The sequence below is a fragment of the uncultured Desulfovibrio sp. genome (genome assembly GCF_944324525.1).
Lineage (GTDB): Bacteria > Desulfobacterota > Desulfovibrionia > Desulfovibrionales > Desulfovibrionaceae > Desulfovibrio.
This window is the reverse complement of record NZ_CALUWS010000003.1, coordinates 48,352-64,885: the sequence shown is the minus strand read 5'-3', so window position 1 is coordinate 64,885 and position 16,534 is coordinate 48,352. Positions and strand designations below refer to the sequence as shown.

Here is a 16,534-nt window from a genome sequence, read left to right as displayed (position 1 = left end):
CGGTCTAAGGAGTAGTGCTGCCTCTAAGGCTTTTTAACATAAACTGTATGAATAATTTCAGCGGATAATCAGAATATGCCGTGCATGCCCCGCGTGCCTTATGGGGGCGAGCTTGCCCCGTGTCCCTGACTCTTCCCACGGTAAAAGCGCGCTGGGGAAGGGATGGGGGGCTTGGGGGGAAGGGGAACCCCTCCCGCGCGAGGCGAGGGGGTCCCCTTCCCCTCAAACAAGCAGCAAAGAGTGCTTACAGGCCCTGACGGCGACGCCAGAGGCTGACGGATTCCAGATGCGGCGTATGCGGAAAGAGATCCACGGGCCGGATGGCCAGCGGTTCGTAGTCCTGCGCCAGACAGGCGGCGTCCCGCGCCAGCGTGGCGGGATTGCAGGAAACGAGCAGGATATGCGGCGGCCGCAGGCGCAGCAGGTGCTCCCGCACGGCGGCATCCATCCCGGCTCGCGGCGGGTCCACCAGCGCGGCGTCGAAACTGCCGGGCGCATCCGCCCTCTCGTTCAGGAGCTTCCCGGCGTCCCCCGCCTGCCAGACGCCCCGGCAGCCCAGAGCCTCCGCATTACGACGGGCCAGACGGATGGCGCGCGCATCGTATTCGATCCCGCAGGTCTCGGCGACATGCGGCCCCAGCAGCAGGCCGGGCGCACCCACACCGCAATAGAGATCCAGCAGCCTGGCCCCGGCGGGCCGTCCCCCTCCAAGGGCGGGCTGGAGCTGCTCCAGCGCCTCGCGGGCCAGCAGCTGGGCCGCATCCGTATTGACCTGGAAAAAGGAAGCCGCATCCAGCGTGAACCACTGTCCGCCCAGCGGCAGACGGAGCAGCGCGGCCTCCTCTCCGTCCCTGCCGGAGGCGTCCAGACAGATGACGCGCCGCTCACCCTGAGCAAGGGCATCATCCCGGGTCCGTTCTTCATGGATGAAGGCCGCCAGATGCGGATGGAGGGCCAGCAGGCGTTCCCCCAGCCTGCGAACCATGCGGCGTTGCCGGGCATCTCCGGGACTGGTCAGGCAGATGGCCCAGGCGCGCCAGTCCTGCGGCCTGTCGAGGGCCTGTCGCGGCGTGAGTCCGCCGTGCGGCGTCAGGCCACGCCGAAGAGTAAGGAAGCGCCAGAAGCCCCTGTCCCCGTCCTGCCGTGAACGCTTCCGCCCGCTGCGCGGGGTGCGTGGGGCCGGCGTATGGGCGGTCAGGCGCGGGTCGATGCCGGAAAGTTCCCGGACCAGATCTTCCGCGGATCGGACCACGGCCAGCGTTTCCGGCGGCAGGAGGCGGCAGTCGGGAACAGGCGTGACCGCAAGTCCGCCGCGCTGCCGCAGGCCGAGGCGGAGGCGGTCGTCCTGAGGCGTGGTCTCGGCCGCCATGCCGAAGGCGAATTCCATCTTGTTGCGGAAATGCGTTTCCTGAGGGGCGGCAAGGATGGGGAGCAGCGGGCTGTCCGCCAGCTTGCCGATGCGCTGCAGGGCGTCCCGCAGCAGCCGCTCCTTCCAGCGGAGCTGGGCCGGGCGGGACAGGCGCTGCCAGGCGCAGCCGCCGCATGCCGCCTGATGCGGACAAAGCGGGGGCCGGTCGTCGGGCCCGGCCTGCACGAGTTCCACCGGGCAGGCTTCGGCAAAGCTGGCCTTGCGCCGCAGCAGACGGGCCCTGACCGTCTGGCCCGGCAGGCTGTCGGACACGAAGACGACGCCGTCCGGCGTGCGGGCGATGCCGCGTCCGTCGTGGGCCAGCGCCTCGATAGCAAGAAGAAGGGTGTCTGCCATGCCTCCTTGTACGGTTTTCATGGCGGGGCCGCAAGCCGCGGAGCGGAGAAAATAAGGAAGGGACGCGCCTTTTGCTTGCCATGCCGCGCAAATCGTGCTAAGAGCCAGCGGCGACAAAACGGAAAAGCCGCATTGACATTCAGTGAATAATGAGGCAAAAAAGCCTTTCTCTTTTCGGAGGTCGAGCATGTACGCTATTATTGAAACCGGCGGTAAGCAGTACCGCGTGGAAGAAGGTTCCAAAGTGGTTGTGGAAAAGCTGTCCGCGCAGGCCGGCAGCGAGATCACGCTGGACAAGGTGCTGATGATCGGCGGCGGTCAGTGCAAGGTGGGTGCCCCCTACGTTGCCAATGCCGCTGTTACCGCCGAAGTGGTGGAACACGGCCGCGGCGCCAAGGTGATGGTCTTCAAGCGCTGGCGTCGCAATGACTCGCGCAAGCTGCGCGGTCACCGTCAGGACTACACCACCATTCGCGTCAAGAGCATCAACGGCTAGCCGCGCCCCGGCGCGCAAGCAAGGAGTAAATCATGGCTCATAAGAAAGCAGGCGGCTCTTCGCGCAACGGCCGCGACAGTGCGGGCCAAAGACGCGGCGTCAAGCGTTTTGGCGGGCAGCAGGTGCTGGCGGGCAACATCCTCGTGCGTCAGCTTGGGACCCGGATCTATCCCGGTGAGAACGTGGGCATGGGCAGGGACTACACCCTGTTCGCCAAGATCGACGGCGTGGTGCGCTATGAAAAGTACACCCGCAAGCGCCGCGTGCTGACCCGCGTCCACGTGGAAGTTCCCGCCGCCGACTAGTCCGGTCGCGGCAGGAGGCAATTTTTCGGGGAAGAGGCCGCAGGGCTTCTTCCCTTTTGCTGTTTGCGCAGCATGAACATTTTTTACCGCCGTTACCCGTAACGGCACGGAGCCCGCATGAGATTTGTGGATGAAGCCCGCATCCAGGTACGCGCCGGCAAGGGGGGACATGGCTGCGTGTCCTTCCGCCGCGAGAAATTTGTGCCGCGCGGCGGCCCCAATGGCGGCAACGGCGGCAATGGCGGTTCGGTCATCCTGCGGGCCGAGCCTCGCCTGCTCTCCCTCTATGACTTCCGCCTCAAGCGCCTGTACGAGGCCCGCAACGGCCAGCCCGGCATGGGCAGCCAGTGCGACGGCAAGAACGGCGAGGATCTGGTGCTCGACCTGCCGGTGGGCACGCTGGCCTATGCCGTGGATGAGGACGGCGAACGTCTGCTGGCCGACCTGAGCGAAGCCGGACAGGAAGTGCTGGTGGCGCAGGGCGGCCGTGGCGGCAAGGGCAATGAGCATTTCAAGACCTCCACCATGCGCGCGCCGCGTTTCGCCCAGCCCGGCGAGCCCGGCGAGGTGGTGGACCTGCGCCTCGAACTCAAGATCCTGGCCGATGCCGGTCTGCTGGGCCTGCCCAATGCCGGCAAGTCCACCTTCATTTCCCAGGTCTCGGCCGCCCGGCCCAAGATCGCCGCGTATCCCTTTACCACGCTGACGCCCAATCTGGGCGTCATGATCGACGAGTACGACCCCGACCGGCGCATGGTCATCGCCGACATCCCCGGCCTTATCGAAGGCGCGCACGAGGGGCAGGGCCTGGGGCACCGCTTCCTCAAGCATGTGGAACGCACGCGCTTCCTCGTGCACATCCTGAGCATCGAAGACGTGAACGATGACGACCCGTGGGCCGGTTTCGAGCTCATCAACGAGGAGTTGCGGCGCTTCAGCGAAGAACTCGGCCAGCGGCGACAGATCGAGGTGGTGAACAAGATCGACCTTGTGACGCCCGAGCGGGTGGACGCCCTGCGGGAGCGGGCCGCCGCCGACGGGCGGCAGGTCTTTTTCATCTCCGCGCGTGAGGGCGAGGGGCTGGAGCCGCTGGTGGCCGAACTCTGGCGCATGCGCGACAGTCTGGAGACGCACGACCCGCTGCACCGCGCCTGGGATGCTCCCGACGCGGAAGAGGACGACTTCGAGGACATCGAGGTCATCTACACCAGAGAATGATTGGCCTGGCTCCGGCCGGAGGACATATGAAGACCCGCCCTGTGGACTGGCGAGAGGAAAAGCGCGCGGCACTGGCGCATGCCCGCCTTGTGATCATCAAGATAGGCAGTGCCGTGCTGACGGATCCGTCCGGCCTCTGCGCGGCGGTGCTGGAAAATATCGCGGCCCAGATGGCCGCCCTGCGCGGCGGGCTCGGTATGCCGGATGCCCCGGGCGGCGATGGCCCGGCCCGGCGGCTCATCCTCGTCTCCTCGGCGGCCGTGGCGGCGGGGCGCGCCACCCTTGCCCGGCACGAACGCCATTTTGACGTGGTGGGCCTTGCGGCCCGACAGGCCGCCGCCGCCGTCGGGCAGGGCCAGCTCATGCGGGCCTGGGACAAGGCCTTTGCCCCGCACGGGCTGCCCACGGCGCAGGTGCTGCTTACCCGCGACGACCTGCGGGCCCGGCAGCGTTTCCTCAATGCGCGCAATACCTTTGCCGAACTGCTGCAATGGGATGTCCTGCCCATCGTCAACGAGAACGATACCGTTTCCGTCGCGGAATTGAAGTTCGGGGACAATGACTGTCTTTCCAGCCTGCTGGTCAACCTGACCGGCGCGGATCTCTTCATCAACCTCACCTCGGCCCCCGGCGTGCTGGCCGGCAATCCGCAGGAAGACCCCGACGTCGGCGTCATGCCCTGCGTGGAGAACGTGGGTGAGCTGGACCTCGGCAAGCTCTGCGGCGGCAAGACCACCGTCGGCACCGGCGGCATGTATTCCAAGCTCACCGCGGCCCGGCGCGCCGCCCAGCTCGGCGTGCCCACGCTCATCCTGCCCGGCCGTCAGCCGGACGTCATGTGCCGGGCCTTTGCCGGGGAGGAGGTGGGCACCTGGGTACGCCCGGCCGAGCACGCCATCTCCCGCCGGAAGTTCTGGCTTGCCTACCAGTCCGATCCCACAGGCACGGTCTTTGTGGATTCCGGCGCGGCGGAGGCCCTGCAAAACCGGGGCGGCAGCCTGCTGCCCGGCGGCGTGCGGCAGGTGGAGGGCAACTTCCAGCAAGGGGCGCTGGTGCGCATCGCCCGTCTGGATGCGGACGGCGGGAGCGCCACCCTCGGCGTGGGCCTGAGCAACTACAGCGCCCCGGACCTGCGGAAGATCATGGGCCTCAAACGCATCGAAGTAGCGGCCATCCTGGGCGATGCCCACTATCCCGAAGTCATCCACCGGGACAATATGCTGCTGGAGGCCGCCGTTTAGGCGCTGTTGCCAGTGGGGCGGCGTATTTTTGGGGGGAGGGGAACCCCCTCCGCCGGCGCGGGCGGGGGTTCCCCTCCCCCCAAGCCCCCCACCCTTCCCCCAGCGCGCTTTTTTCAGGGGGCAGTCTGTGAGGCGCCGGCATCCGCAACGGTATCTGCTTCATGAGAGCATTTTGCCTTTGAAAACGGCAAAGTGCGGGGCGGCCGCATAGCGCCGCCCGGCCGTATGGTTTGAAACGCAAAGCGTTTCAAACGGAAAATGCTCTAGGCGACACAAGCGTCTTACAGGCAGCGACAGAGGGAAGAAAGAGGTTCCCCTCCCCCAGTGACTTTTCTCAGGAAAGAGACATGGCGCGGACTTCAGGCGCAGATGCGGACGAGCAGGTAGCTGCCCCAGACAAGCGCAATGAGGAGCTGCGCGGTCAGCTGGGCGGCGCTGCCCATGTCCTTGGCTTTCTTGGCCAGAGGGTGCCAGTCCGGGGAGATGCGGTCCACCACGTTTTCGATGGCGCTGTTGCAGAGTTCCACCACAACGGCAAGCGCCAGCGGCAGTATGAGCAGGATGCCCTCCGCCCAGGTGCGGCAGAGCAGCCCGGCCAGGATGAGCCCCGGCCCGCACAGGCAGACGATCTGGCGGAAGGCCTGCTCGTCCTTCCAGGCGGCACGGTAGCCGCCCAGGGAGTAACGCAGGGCGTTGCGCAGGCGGACAAGGCCGGTGCGGCCCTTGAGATCGTTGCGGAAAGGGGCTGTGGGTTCGGACATGGGCGTACGTAAAAGGGGTGTGCGGCCGGAAAGCGTCCTGCCCTGCAGAGCGGCCGTCGTGCCGAGGGCTTTGGCGCAGGGCGGGAGCGCGCCGCTGCGGCCGTCGTGATGAAAGCGCTCAAGGTGTAGCATACGCGACTGCGGGGGACAAGAGCATGGCAGATCATGAAGAGCGTCTGACGCGGCTGGAAGAGAGCATGTACTTTCAGGAACAGCGCCTGGAGGCCCTGAACGAGGCGCTGGTGCAGCAGCAGCGCCAGCTTGACGATATGGAGCGCCGGCTTGCGGAAGCCTGTCAGCTCCTGCGCCTGTTGCGGGAACAGATGAGCGAACAGGGGAATGGCCCGGCAAACGAGCTGCCGCCGCACTATATGCCGGAGCGGTATTGAGTCTGACAGCGGCAGGAGCCTGCCCGTATATCTTTCGTGCAGTGCCGCAGCTGCCTGCGCACTGCGCTTGACGCCGGTGAGGCATGTTCTCTGGAAAAGGCGCTGCTCTTGCGTGCGGACTGACCGCTCAGGCTGGCGAAGGCTCCCGCGTGCGCCGGCCTCAGCTTTGCGAAGCTTCTTCCCCCTGCGTTGCTCCCGCAAGCCACGGGCAGAATTCGAGGGCTTCCGGCGTCCATTCCGGGCCGTTGTCCCGTTCTTGCGCGTGCAAGAAAAGCGGCGGCAGCAGGCGGCAGTCCGAGGCCGCATCCCGGCGGGCTTCCGCCAGCAGGCGGATCGCCGGGCCTTGCCGGTCAGGATGGACGGGCAGCAGACGCCGCAGGCCCAGTCGGGCCGCGGACAGGGCCGACAGCAGACGGCTGATGTCCCCGGCCGGGAAGATGACATAAAAACGGCCATGATGGGTCAGGAGGCGTGAGGCGGCCCGACAGAATACGTTCAGGGCGGACTGACCATCCTCTTTGCGGGCTGTCTCCGTATCCGAATGCGAGGTGGAACGCAGTGCCCGCTCCCTGAGCGGCGGCGTGGCCCGTCTGCCCGGCAGATCAAAGGGAGGATTGGTCAGTACCGCAGCAAAGGCGCGTTCGCCCATTTGCCGCAGCAAGGCGGCGTCCTCCACATCCCCTTCAAGAAAACGACAGCAGTCCAGTCCCAGCCGCGCCGCATTCAGGCAGGCGGCGGCGCAAAGTTCTTTCTTGTCGTCCACCCCCAACGCCTGCGACGGCGGCCGCGTCAGGGCCGGATGCAGCAGCAGCGCGAAAAGCGCCGCGCCGCAGCCGCTGCCCAGCTCCGTCACCGCCGCCGCGCCGCCGGCTTCGCCAAGACAGCGGGCGGCCCAGGCTCCCAGCAACAGGGCGTCCATGCCAAAACGATACGCGCCCGGCGGCTGTTCCAGACCACTGGGGAAGGCGGCGCGGGCCGCTTCGATGGAGACGGGGAGGCGGATGTCGGACATGGCGTGGGAAGAAAAAGGGGCGCTATGTGGTCGCTCCCCTTCCTCTCAAACAAGCAGTGAATAGGTCAACCAGCCCCAGGGTCTGTTATCCTTGAAACTCCGATAACGGGGGGGAGTTGACGAAGAAGACCATTTATCTGTTCGTTGAGTCCTTGTTCACCGGGACAGCCTGCATGACAAAAGTAACTTGCTGTTCTAAAATATGCATATATCTGCTTGAAATTTAAAAATCCTTCCCTTAGAGCCTTTTGTCTTTACAAAAGGCAAAAGGCGAGGTGGCTGTACAGCGCCGACCGGCCAAAAGTGAGCGAAAAAACACGTTTTTTCCGCAAAACGCCAGGCCATATGGTCTGAAATGCAATGCGTTTCAAACTAAAAATGCTCTAACTGTGTCGCAAAAAAGTTTTTTAATATTCTTTGGGCTGTAGCTGGACGCCTATCCATTTTCTTCATGGTGATATGTCGGCATCCTGTTCCTGGCTGCTCTGGCTAACTTTGCTATACGCTGCATTCGTAAATAAACATTTCGCATTCGTCGTTATTTGCCGGTTCTTTCTGGTAATTTGAATATGTCACTATACTTTTGAAGCCACAATTTTTTAAATATTCTTCCATTTCACCATAGTGATATAGATGTGTCTGAAAATCAATATTTTCGCTTCGCAACAATTCAGTGTTGTTATAGAGCTCATAAATAGATGGAGAAAACTGTGTCTGGCTGTTTTTATCATAGTAATTTTTCATTTTTAAAGTTAAATAATGTCCTTCTTTTGTTTTTACAGAGGCGCGTACTTTGTATGTATTATCCTCATCGCACCTTCCAAAAACGGTATCAACGGCAAATACGAATTTCCCGCCAACAGTCAATAATTTTTTTATCTTTTCTAAGATTTTTTTGCACATACGCATATCTGTAAACAAGGAAATGAACCCTGAAGGAATAAAAATATAATCAAAATTTTCCTGTACAGTATATTTAGCAATATCCGCCTGTATCACCTGTGCGTTCGGTGCTTTCCGTCTTAGCTTGTCCAGCATTTCTTTTGATAAATCTATTCCGTAAATATCAAAGCCACGCTCCAAAAATGGAATCAAAAACCTTCCACTGCCGCACAAAGGTTCTAAAATTTTTTTCCCTTTTCTGCATAGGAGAGATAGAAATTAAGTTCGTCCTGCGGAGCCTGTTCATGTAATATTTCATACATGTCGGCACACAGGCTTCCGTAATAATTTTTCTTTACTTCATCCATTTCAAGTATTCCCATCAAAGTAAGTTGGTAATTCCAAAATGTAACTAAAATATTTTTTACTGCTATTGTGCTTTAAAAGAATATTGGTGTCCATGCCAATATTTTGCATAACATCACAACTTCGGGGATTATTTCTGTCATGTGTTGCTGTTATATGAGGCAGGCCGTCCTTAATCATGATGTTCATCAATTCCAGCCGCGGGGCAGGGCGGGAAGGTGGCAGCGACCGAAAGGCGGCCCGCAGACCGTGCCCGTTAGGCCTGTTAACATAAAATTTACAAATTATTCCGATAGATAAAGAAAAAACCGTACAAGATCTGCTTACCCTCCGGGGCGAGGCTGTCTCGTCCTTGGAGTCTTTCTCTGCTAAAAGCGCGCTGGGGAAGGGATAGGGGGCTTGGGGGGAAGGGGAACCCCTCCCGCGCCGGCGGAGGGGTTCCCCTTCCCCCCAAACAAGCAGTAAACAGTGTTAACAGGCCGTTAGGCGACGCAGGAGCCTTACGGGCATCGACAGCAGAGCGAGGGGTTCCCCTTCCCCCCAAAAAGATCTACAGCAAGGCGCCTTCCCAGTTGAAGAGACCGGGGCGGCGGGCTTCCGGCAGGCCTTGCGGCACGTGTTCCTCCAGCCGGGCAAAGAAGCTGTAGCCCGCAGCCTGCAGTTCCTGCCGCTGCTCGTTGAGGTCCAGCGGCCAGCCCGGATACAGCCAGATGTTGCCGCCGTAGTTGCGGGCCCAGAACACTTCTCCCTTGGGACTCATGAACGGCTCATTGGGCTTGACGCCCAGCAGGCCGAAACGGCTGATCCCCACGGGCCAGAAGCCGGAGATCACCATGCCCAGCGGCAGCGGGCTCTGCTTCGGCAGGGCGAGAAATTCTTCCCGCGAGAGCTCCGGACTGACGTAGGCCGCGGCAAAGCCCATGTCCCGCAAGACCGTAAGCGCCGCCGCATTGGCGGCATTGCAGAAAGGCCCGGCCACGAGGTCGAGCTCCTCGCCCCTGAGCTCGGACGGGAAAAGATCCTTCTGCCAGGGCGCGTTGCAGACGAAATGCCGTGCGCCTTCCCGGCAGAGCCGTTCGATGCGCCGCCGTACGCCCTCCTCTTCCTCAGGCCAGATGACGGGCGGCAGCCACCAGCTGATGCGCGGGGCCACCGTGCGGGAGATGTCCGCCGTACGCGGCGAAAGCCAGAGGCCGGTGATCTGCTGCCGGCTGCCGCGCGTTTCCCGTCCTTGCGGCAGACTGGGCCGCACCACCGTATCCGGCCGGGGCGAAGGCTTGACCGCCGGAGGGAAGACCGGCGCCTTTTCCACGGCGCGGCTTTCCCGCACGGGGAGCGCATCAAGGCGGCCCTGCCACTCCCGCAGCAGGTTCATGAGTTCCGGCTCCCGCCGGTCGATGAGGAAGACCGGCGTCCCGGCCTTGGGCGTCTTGTGCCGGGGCAGACGCAGGAGCAGCGTGCCGGCCTTGGGGATGCGCCGCGTCACCGGCAGGGTGGCGTGCCAGCGCTCGTCTTCCACGCCCACGCGCAGATAATCCTGCGGCAGGAGCTCAAAATGCGGCTTGAGGGTGACGCGGCCGTCCTGCTCGATGCGGATCTTGCCCGCCAGCAGGCCGGAACTCGTCATGCCCGAGGGGGACGTGGGGATGGTGTTGTCCTTCTGCGGCAGGAAGCGCGCCCGGGTGCCGGGCCGCCCCAGCGCCATTTCAAGGATCTCCTCGGCGTCCTTGCGGGCTTGCGCATCGCCGGGGTTGTCCCGCAGCATGCGGTAGGCCGTCACCACATGATAGACATAGTGCGGGCCTTTCTTGCGGCCTTCGATCTTCCACGACACGAGGTGCGGGATATGGAGCAGCGTCTTGGCCAGCACGTCCAGCGACAGGTCGAGACAGGAGAAGAAGCGCCCTTCCCTGCCCTTGCCCGGCGAGCGGCGCTGATCGCGCTCGCGTCCCTGCGGCTGCAGTTCCCGCAGCGGACGGCCCTTGCGGCGGGCCTCCTCCTGCGCGCTCTGCTGTTCGGCCTGCCGGAGCAGCGCCGCGGCGGCGGAACCTCCCTGCCGGTAGACGCGGCGGCAAGGCTGCACGCAGCGACCGCGCAGGCCGCTCTTGCCGCCCATGTAGCTGGACCAGTAGCAGCGTCCGGAAACGCAATAGCACAGCGCCCCGTGGATGAAGCATTCCAGATCCAGCCCGTCGGGACAGGCTTCGCCCATGAGGCGGATCTCGTCGATGGAAAGCTCACGCGGCAGGATGACGCGGCTCGCGCCCAGCGCCTTTGCGGTCAGCAGGCTTTGGGGACTGGTGAGGTTGGCCAGCGTGGAGAGGAAAAGCCCTCCCTCGAAACCGGCCTGCCGGGCGATGTCCACAAAGGCCAGGTCCTGCACGATGAGCCCGTCCGGCTTCACCTGCCGGGCCAGCCGGTGGATGAGGCGGTAAGCGGCTGCCGGTTCGCCGGGCTTGACCAGCGTATTCATGGCCACATAGACGCGGGCCTGCTCGCTGTGGGCAAGATCGGTCAGGCGGGACAGCTCGGTGAGGCTGAAGTTCTCCGCCTGCATGCGGGCGGAAAAATGCTTGAGTCCCAGATAGATGGCGTCCGCGCCGGCGGCAAGACCGGCCAGGAAGGAGGGCGTGTCCCCGGCCGGGGCCAGGATCTCGGGACGCTGCGGGGTGGGCAGGGGGATGTCATGCATAGTTGTAATATTCCTTGAACCAGCTCACGAATTTCGCCATGCCTTCCTTCAGCGGGGTCAGCGGCGCGAAACCCGTGGCGGCGGCAAGATCATCGATGTCGGCCCAGGTCGCCCGCACGTCGCCGGGCTGCATGGGCAAAAGTTCCCGCCGGGCCTTGCGGCCGAGGGCTTCCTCCAGCGCGGCGATGAAATCGTTGAGTTCCACCGTCCGGTTGTTGCCGATATTGTAGATGCGCCACGGCGCGCTGCTGGTGGCGGGGTCGGGCGCGCCGGCATCCCATTGCGGATCGGGCCGGGCCGCCAGCGGCAGCAGGCGCACCATCCCTTCCACGATGTCGTCGATGTAGGTGAAGTCCCGGCGCATGCGGCCTTCATTGAAGACCTTTATGGGCTCGTCCCGCATGATGGCATGGGCAAAGAGCTGGAGGGCCATGTCCGGCCTGCCCCACGGCCCGTACACCGTAAAGAAGCGCAGGCCCGTGCAGGGCAGCCCGTAGAGATGGGCGTAGGAGTGGGCCATGAGCTCGTTGCTTTTCTTGGTGGCGGCGTAGAGGCTCACCGGATGGTTGACGGCGGCATGTTCGGAATAGGGCTGATGCGTGTTCAGGCCGTACACCGACGAGGAGGAGGCAAAGACGAGGTGCTCCACCTTGTGGTGGCGGCAGCCCTCCAGCACGTTGCCGAAGCCCACCAGATTGGAGCTGATATAGGAGGCGGGGTTCTGCAGGCTGTAGCGTACCCCGGCCTGGGCGGCCAGGTTGACCACATGGCTGAAGCCCTCGGCCGCAAAAAGCTTTTCCATGCCCGCGCCGTCGGCCAGATCCGCTTCCACGAAACGGAAGCCGGGCAGGCCTTCCAGCCGGGCCAGACGGTCCCGCTTGAGCCGCACGTCATAGTAATCGTTGCAATTGTCCAGCCCCACGACGCTGTGACCGTCCGTCACGAGCCGTTGCGCGAGGTGGTAGCCGATGAAGCCGGCAGCGCCGGTAACAAGCACATGCATGGTCTTGCTCCTCCCCGCAGACAGTATGCTAGAAGATGCGCAGGAGCAAGCGGCTTTCTACGCCGCCTTGTCGCTTGCAGGGATTTCTGTTACAGGCTGATACATGAAAAAAACCGTATCTTCCGACGCATCCAAGGCCTCCCACTGGGCGGAAAGCCGTCACAAGGACATCATCATCTACCTGCTCGTGGCCATCTTCCTGCTGGAGCTGGCCGTGGGCGGAGCCTCCGCCATCTACGGCATCATGCATGCCGAGCCCGTCGAGCCCGGCGGCCCGCCGCTGCCGCGTTTTCCCTGGCTGGGCTGGGGGCTGGCCGCCCTGCTGCTGCCCGTGGGCCTCTTGCTGATCCTGCATCTTTCCGGCCTGCTGGTGGCCCGGACGCTGGAACGCCCCGCCGGGGGCGAGTCCCCGGCCGAAGGGCAAAGCGCCGGACAGGCTGCCGCAACCTCTCTGCCGCCGCATGTGGAGCGCTTCTACAGCATGGTGCGCCATGCGCCCACGGTGGTCATCCTGCTTTCCCTGCTGTTTTTCGGCGGCCTGCTGCTCTTCGTGGACGGACTGGTGGACATGCTCGGCCGTCTGGGCGGCGCGCTGCTGATCTATCTGCCTTGGATCGTGGGCGGGCTCGTCATCTTCCTTACCGTTTGCTATGTGACCCGGCAGTTCTTCCTTTACCGGCATCATCAGATGGAGCGGGAATACGCCTTCCGGCAGGCCGTGCTGGAGCGTACCGGCATCATCCTGCTGCCTGACGGCAAGACGCCGCTGGAAGTCCCGCCCTCGGCCCTGAATGCCCTGCCCGCCGCGGATGACGCGGCCCAGCCCGCCGCCCCGGTCGCGGCGATCGCTTCGGATGTGCCCCCCGCCCGGCCTTCCGGCCCGGATGCGGCGGACGATGGAGCGGACGATATCGTGGATGCCGACATTTCCCCTGCCGCTCCCCCTGCGGATACCGACAAAACATCCTGAGCGCCGGACGGAGCCAACGTCCATGATGCAGCGGGCCGATACTCCGAATGACAGCGAGCGGAACATGAACATCTAGACGGCAAGGAAGGAGCGACATGCCGCAAAAAGACGTTACCTCGACGCAACGCACGGAAAAGGGCGGCACGCTGTCCTTACGGAGGGGCCTTGCGGCCGCCGCCGCGCTTCCCCGTGCCGTCCTCAGTTGCAGATCCTTCTTCAAATCGCTTTTCAGCAAGGGAGAGGACAGACCTCTGCCTCAGCGCACGCTGCTGGCGGCGGCCATATGCCTCCCCCTTGCCGCCATCTGCCTCAGCACCGTTACCGAAAACGTGCTTTTCATCCTGTGGGAGGAGCGCGTTCGCGGGATGGACAAGGCCTATTTCTCCAATGCGGCCGACAAGGGCAGAGGTTCTACCGAGTATCAGGTGGGGATCATGCTTTCCAGGGGCGAAGGCGTCAGCAGGGATATGGAGAAGGCGCTTTTCTGGCTGCGCGAGGCCGCCTCGCAGGGCCATGTCGATGCCCAGATCGCTCTGGGCACGCTGTATGCCGAAGGGGAGGGGGGGACCCCGCAGGACAAGGCCGAGGCGGTAAACTGGCTGCTCGCGCTCGCCGGACAGGGCAATACCGATGCTCAGGCCGTTTTGAAAGAGCTTGAAAAGGATATGGCGACCGATACGCTGCCGGAGGAGGAGCTGCTTGCCCGGGCATACGCCAGCCTCGAAGGCAAGGGCGTGCCGCAGGACAAGACCGAAGCGGCGCGCTGGTTCCGCAAGGCCGCCATGAAACACAATATCGATGCACAGTGGCAGCTCGCCACGCTGTGCGATGAAGGCGACGGCGTGCCGCTGGACAAGGCCGAAGCCGCCTACTGGTTTCGCAAGGCGGCCGAACAGGGAGAAGCCGATGCCCAGTACAGGCTGGGCATCATGTATGCCGATGGCGACGGCCTGCCACAGGATACGGCACAGGCGCTGGAATGGCTGCGCAAGGCCGGGGAACAGGGCGTAGCCGAAGCCTGGTACAGGCTGAGCGTCATGTACAATACCGGCCTGGGGCTGCCGCAAAAAAAAGAGCTGTCGCGGGACAGCCTGCGTGAGACCATCAGAGAGCGAAAAGCCGTGGCCGCCTATGATGCGGGCATAAGCAAATACAAGGGGCGGGGCACGCTTCTGGATCCGGAGGGGGGGCTCCGTCTGCTGCGGGTAGCGGCAAGACTGGGACACCCCAAGGCCCCGGAGATACTGGTGGAAGCCGCTCTTTTCCGCGCCTGGGACGTTGCGAAGTACGGGGATGCTGAGGCCAAGTACCGGCTGGCGTCTCGTTTTTTTCTGGGGAAGGACATGCCCGCCGACAAGGGGAAGGCTTTTGACTGGTACAGCCAGGCGGCGGAGCTGGGATACGCCGCCGCACAGTACCTTCTGGGCGTCGCTTTTTATGAGGGTGTCGACCTTGCCAAAGATCTGGTGAGGGCGCGCTACTGGCTGGAGAAGGCGGCCTGTCAGGGGTATGCCGGCGCCGACGCCGCGCTGGAGAGGTTCAGGCTGGAGTACCCGCGGGAATATGAAGAAGCGGCGAAATTCCGCAGAATTCTTGGATCATATTACCAGCTCGTGCAGCAGGCCAGGAACGGCGACAAGCAGGCTCGGCGTCTCCTTGAACGCTTCTCCTTCCGGTAAGCCGCCCGGTGGGTTGCTGCCTGTTGACGCGCAAGCATTTTCCGTTTGCAACGTAATGCGTTGCAAGCGAAACCTGCTCCAGGATGGGAAACGCTGATGTTCGCAAGGAAAAGCGATCTGTCCGCACGAAGAGGACGGCCGGCCGAACGCCGCATATCGACGGATCGAAGTCGGAATGTGTGGGAGCGGCCGCTGCCGATCACTTTCGTTGTTGTCATTTTGTTGGCCGTCCTGGCGTTCAAAAGCGGCATCATCGATCAGATCGTCACCAATATGGACACCCATGCAAGCCTCAGGCGGGGCTACTCGTTCTACAGCGAGAGCGGCGGCGACCCCGCCAAGGGGGCAAAAGCGGTCGCCTGGTTCCGCAAGGCGGCCGAGCGGGGAAATAGCGAAGCGCAACGCAAACTGGGCGAGATATACGGCGCCGGCGACCTCGTGCCGCAGGACAAGGAACAGGCCGCCTACTGGTACCGCAAGGCGGCGGAACAGGGGAGCGTCGACTTCAAATACAATCTGGCCCTCATGTTCAGTCGTGGCGACCATGTGCCGCAGGACAAGGCACAGGCGGCCGAATGGCTGCGCAAGGCGGCGGAACAGGGGTATGGCCCGGCCCAGTACAGGCTGGGGCTTGCGTATCATGAAGGCCGGGGCGTGCCGCAGGACGGGGCGCAGGCCGTCGAATGGTATCGCAAGGCGGCGGAACACGGTGTCGTCGAAGCCGTTTTCAAACTGGGCTGCGCCTATTATGAGGGTGAGGGCGTGCCGCAGGACAAGCGCGAGGCGGCGGCCCTTTTCCTCGAGGCGGCTGAGCTGGGGTTTGTCGAGGCGCAACTCAAGCTGGCGGCCATGCTGGATCGAGGCGACGGCATCGAGGAAGACGCGGTGGAGGCTTTTTTCTGGTATTACCGTCTGGCCAACCAGAAAGTCGTCTCGGCGCAATACCGAGTGGGGCTCATGTCGGAACAGGGCAGGGGAACCTACTGGGACGAACAGTGGGCAGTCCACTGGTTCAGCAAGGCGGCGCACGGCGGTCACGCCGAGGCGGCGCTGAATCTGGCGCAACGCTTCGCTCGCGGCAGGGGCGTCCCGAAAGATCCCGTCGACGCCTATACGTACTTGCTGATGTACATGGGCCTTCTCCCCGAAGGGCAGGAGCCGGCCGCCGAAGCGGTCAAGCTGAAAACGGAGCTTGAACGGCAGATGCGGCCCACGTCCAGGGCGGCAGCCCAAGAGGCCGCCGCCAGGTTCCTCAAGGAAAGGCCGCAAGCGGGTCGCTAGGAGCTGTTGACACTATTTGCGGTCTGTTTGGGGGGAACCCCTCGCTCTGCTGTCGATGCCCGTAAGGCTCCTGCGTCGCCTAACGGGCACGGCCTGCGGCCGCCATTTGGTCGCGCTCTGCTGTCGATGTCCGTAAGGCTCCTGCGTCGCCCAACGGGCACGGCCTGCGGCCGCCATTTGGTCGCCGCCGGCGCGGGAGGGCCCAGCCTTTTTGCAGCGGAGCGAGAAAAGGCGTTTTCGTCGCCCTTCCCCCCAGGCCCCCATTCCTTCCCCAGTGCGCTTTTACCGGGGGAAGGGGCAGAGACACGAGGCGACCCCGCCTCTATGGCAAGCGGAACGTGTACGGGGTAATACTTATCTATTGAAATTATTTGTAAAATTAGTGTTGATGTTCTACGCCTGGAGCATTTTCCGTTTAAAACGCTTCGCGGTTCAAACCCTGCGGCCTGGCGTTTTGCCGTTCCCAATGGCAAC

14 protein-coding genes are annotated in these 16,534 nt (G+C 63.2%); 8 read left to right on the top strand and 6 right to left on the bottom strand.

The window, feature by feature from the left end:
- Window positions 1-244: 244 nt before the first annotated feature.
- Entirely contained in the window at window positions 245-1,765 is a 1,521-nt protein-coding gene (locus tag Q0K12_RS01745) for a class I SAM-dependent RNA methyltransferase (RefSeq protein WP_297259831.1), read from the bottom strand.
- A 187-nt stretch (window positions 1,766-1,952) separates the two neighbouring features.
- Here Q0K12_RS01745 and rplU point away from each other — a divergent pair, with 187 nt between their 5' ends.
- From rplU to proB, 4 genes are all read left to right on the top strand, one after another.
- A complete protein-coding gene (rplU, locus tag Q0K12_RS01740; RefSeq protein WP_297226841.1) occupies window positions 1,953-2,261 on the top strand; it encodes a 50S ribosomal protein L21 in 309 nt (102 codons plus the stop codon).
- Window positions 2,262-2,293: 32 nt separating this feature from the next.
- A complete protein-coding gene (gene rpmA, locus Q0K12_RS01735) occupies window positions 2,294-2,566 on the top strand; it encodes a 50S ribosomal protein L27 (RefSeq protein WP_297259829.1) in 273 nt (90 codons plus the stop codon).
- 117 nt (window positions 2,567-2,683) lie between these two features.
- A complete protein-coding gene (gene obgE / locus Q0K12_RS01730; protein WP_297259827.1) occupies window positions 2,684-3,784 on the top strand; it encodes a GTPase ObgE in 1,101 nt (366 codons plus the stop codon).
- A gap of 41 nt (window positions 3,785-3,825) precedes the next feature.
- Window positions 3,826-5,025, top strand: a complete 1,200-nt coding sequence (gene proB / locus Q0K12_RS01725; RefSeq protein WP_297259904.1) for a glutamate 5-kinase — start codon at window positions 3,826-3,828, stop codon at window positions 5,023-5,025.
- A gap of 359 nt (window positions 5,026-5,384) precedes the next feature.
- Here proB and Q0K12_RS01720 read toward each other — a convergent pair whose 3' ends face one another.
- Window positions 5,385-5,786, bottom strand: coding sequence for a diacylglycerol kinase (locus Q0K12_RS01720; RefSeq protein ID WP_297259825.1), 402 nt, complete (start codon window positions 5,784-5,786; stop codon window positions 5,385-5,387).
- Window positions 5,787-5,941: 155 nt separating this feature from the next.
- Between Q0K12_RS01720 and Q0K12_RS01715 the strand changes: the two genes are divergently transcribed.
- Window positions 5,942-6,175 (top strand): SlyX family protein, encoded by a 234-nt coding sequence (locus Q0K12_RS01715; RefSeq protein ID WP_297259824.1) that lies wholly within the window; start codon window positions 5,942-5,944, stop codon window positions 6,173-6,175.
- Window positions 6,176-6,335: 160 nt separating this feature from the next.
- Here the strand turns inward: Q0K12_RS01715 and Q0K12_RS01710 are convergent, their stop codons facing one another.
- From Q0K12_RS01710 to Q0K12_RS01695, 4 genes are all read right to left on the bottom strand, one after another.
- The gene (locus Q0K12_RS01710; protein WP_297259823.1) at window positions 6,336-7,187 is read right to left on the bottom strand and encodes a methyltransferase domain-containing protein; all 852 of its coding nucleotides are present in this window, start codon (window positions 7,185-7,187) and stop codon (window positions 6,336-6,338) included.
- 498 nt (window positions 7,188-7,685) lie between these two features.
- The gene (locus Q0K12_RS01705) at window positions 7,686-8,282 is read right to left on the bottom strand and encodes a class I SAM-dependent methyltransferase (protein ID WP_363315611.1); all 597 of its coding nucleotides are present in this window, start codon (window positions 8,280-8,282) and stop codon (window positions 7,686-7,688) included.
- A 703-nt stretch (window positions 8,283-8,985) separates the two neighbouring features.
- Window positions 8,986-11,127, bottom strand: coding sequence for a U32 family peptidase (locus Q0K12_RS01700; RefSeq protein ID WP_297259822.1), 2,142 nt, complete (start codon window positions 11,125-11,127; stop codon window positions 8,986-8,988).
- Window positions 11,120-12,130 (bottom strand): NAD-dependent epimerase, encoded by a 1,011-nt coding sequence (locus Q0K12_RS01695; protein ID WP_297259821.1) that lies wholly within the window; start codon window positions 12,128-12,130, stop codon window positions 11,120-11,122. Before Q0K12_RS01695 ends, Q0K12_RS01700 begins: the two co-directional genes overlap by 8 nt.
- Window positions 12,131-12,233: 103 nt before the next feature.
- Between Q0K12_RS01695 and Q0K12_RS01690 the strand changes: the two genes are divergently transcribed.
- From Q0K12_RS01690 to Q0K12_RS01680, 3 genes are all read left to right on the top strand, one after another.
- Window positions 12,234-13,100 (top strand): hypothetical protein, encoded by an 867-nt coding sequence (locus Q0K12_RS01690; protein ID WP_297259820.1) that lies wholly within the window; start codon window positions 12,234-12,236, stop codon window positions 13,098-13,100.
- Between the two features lie 95 nt (window positions 13,101-13,195).
- Window positions 13,196-14,779 (top strand): tetratricopeptide repeat protein, encoded by a 1,584-nt coding sequence (locus Q0K12_RS01685; RefSeq protein WP_297259819.1) that lies wholly within the window; start codon window positions 13,196-13,198, stop codon window positions 14,777-14,779.
- Between the two features lie 219 nt (window positions 14,780-14,998).
- Window positions 14,999-16,060 (top strand): tetratricopeptide repeat protein, encoded by a 1,062-nt coding sequence (locus Q0K12_RS01680; RefSeq protein WP_297259817.1) that lies wholly within the window; start codon window positions 14,999-15,001, stop codon window positions 16,058-16,060.
- The last annotated feature ends 474 nt before the right edge of the window (window positions 16,061-16,534 follow it).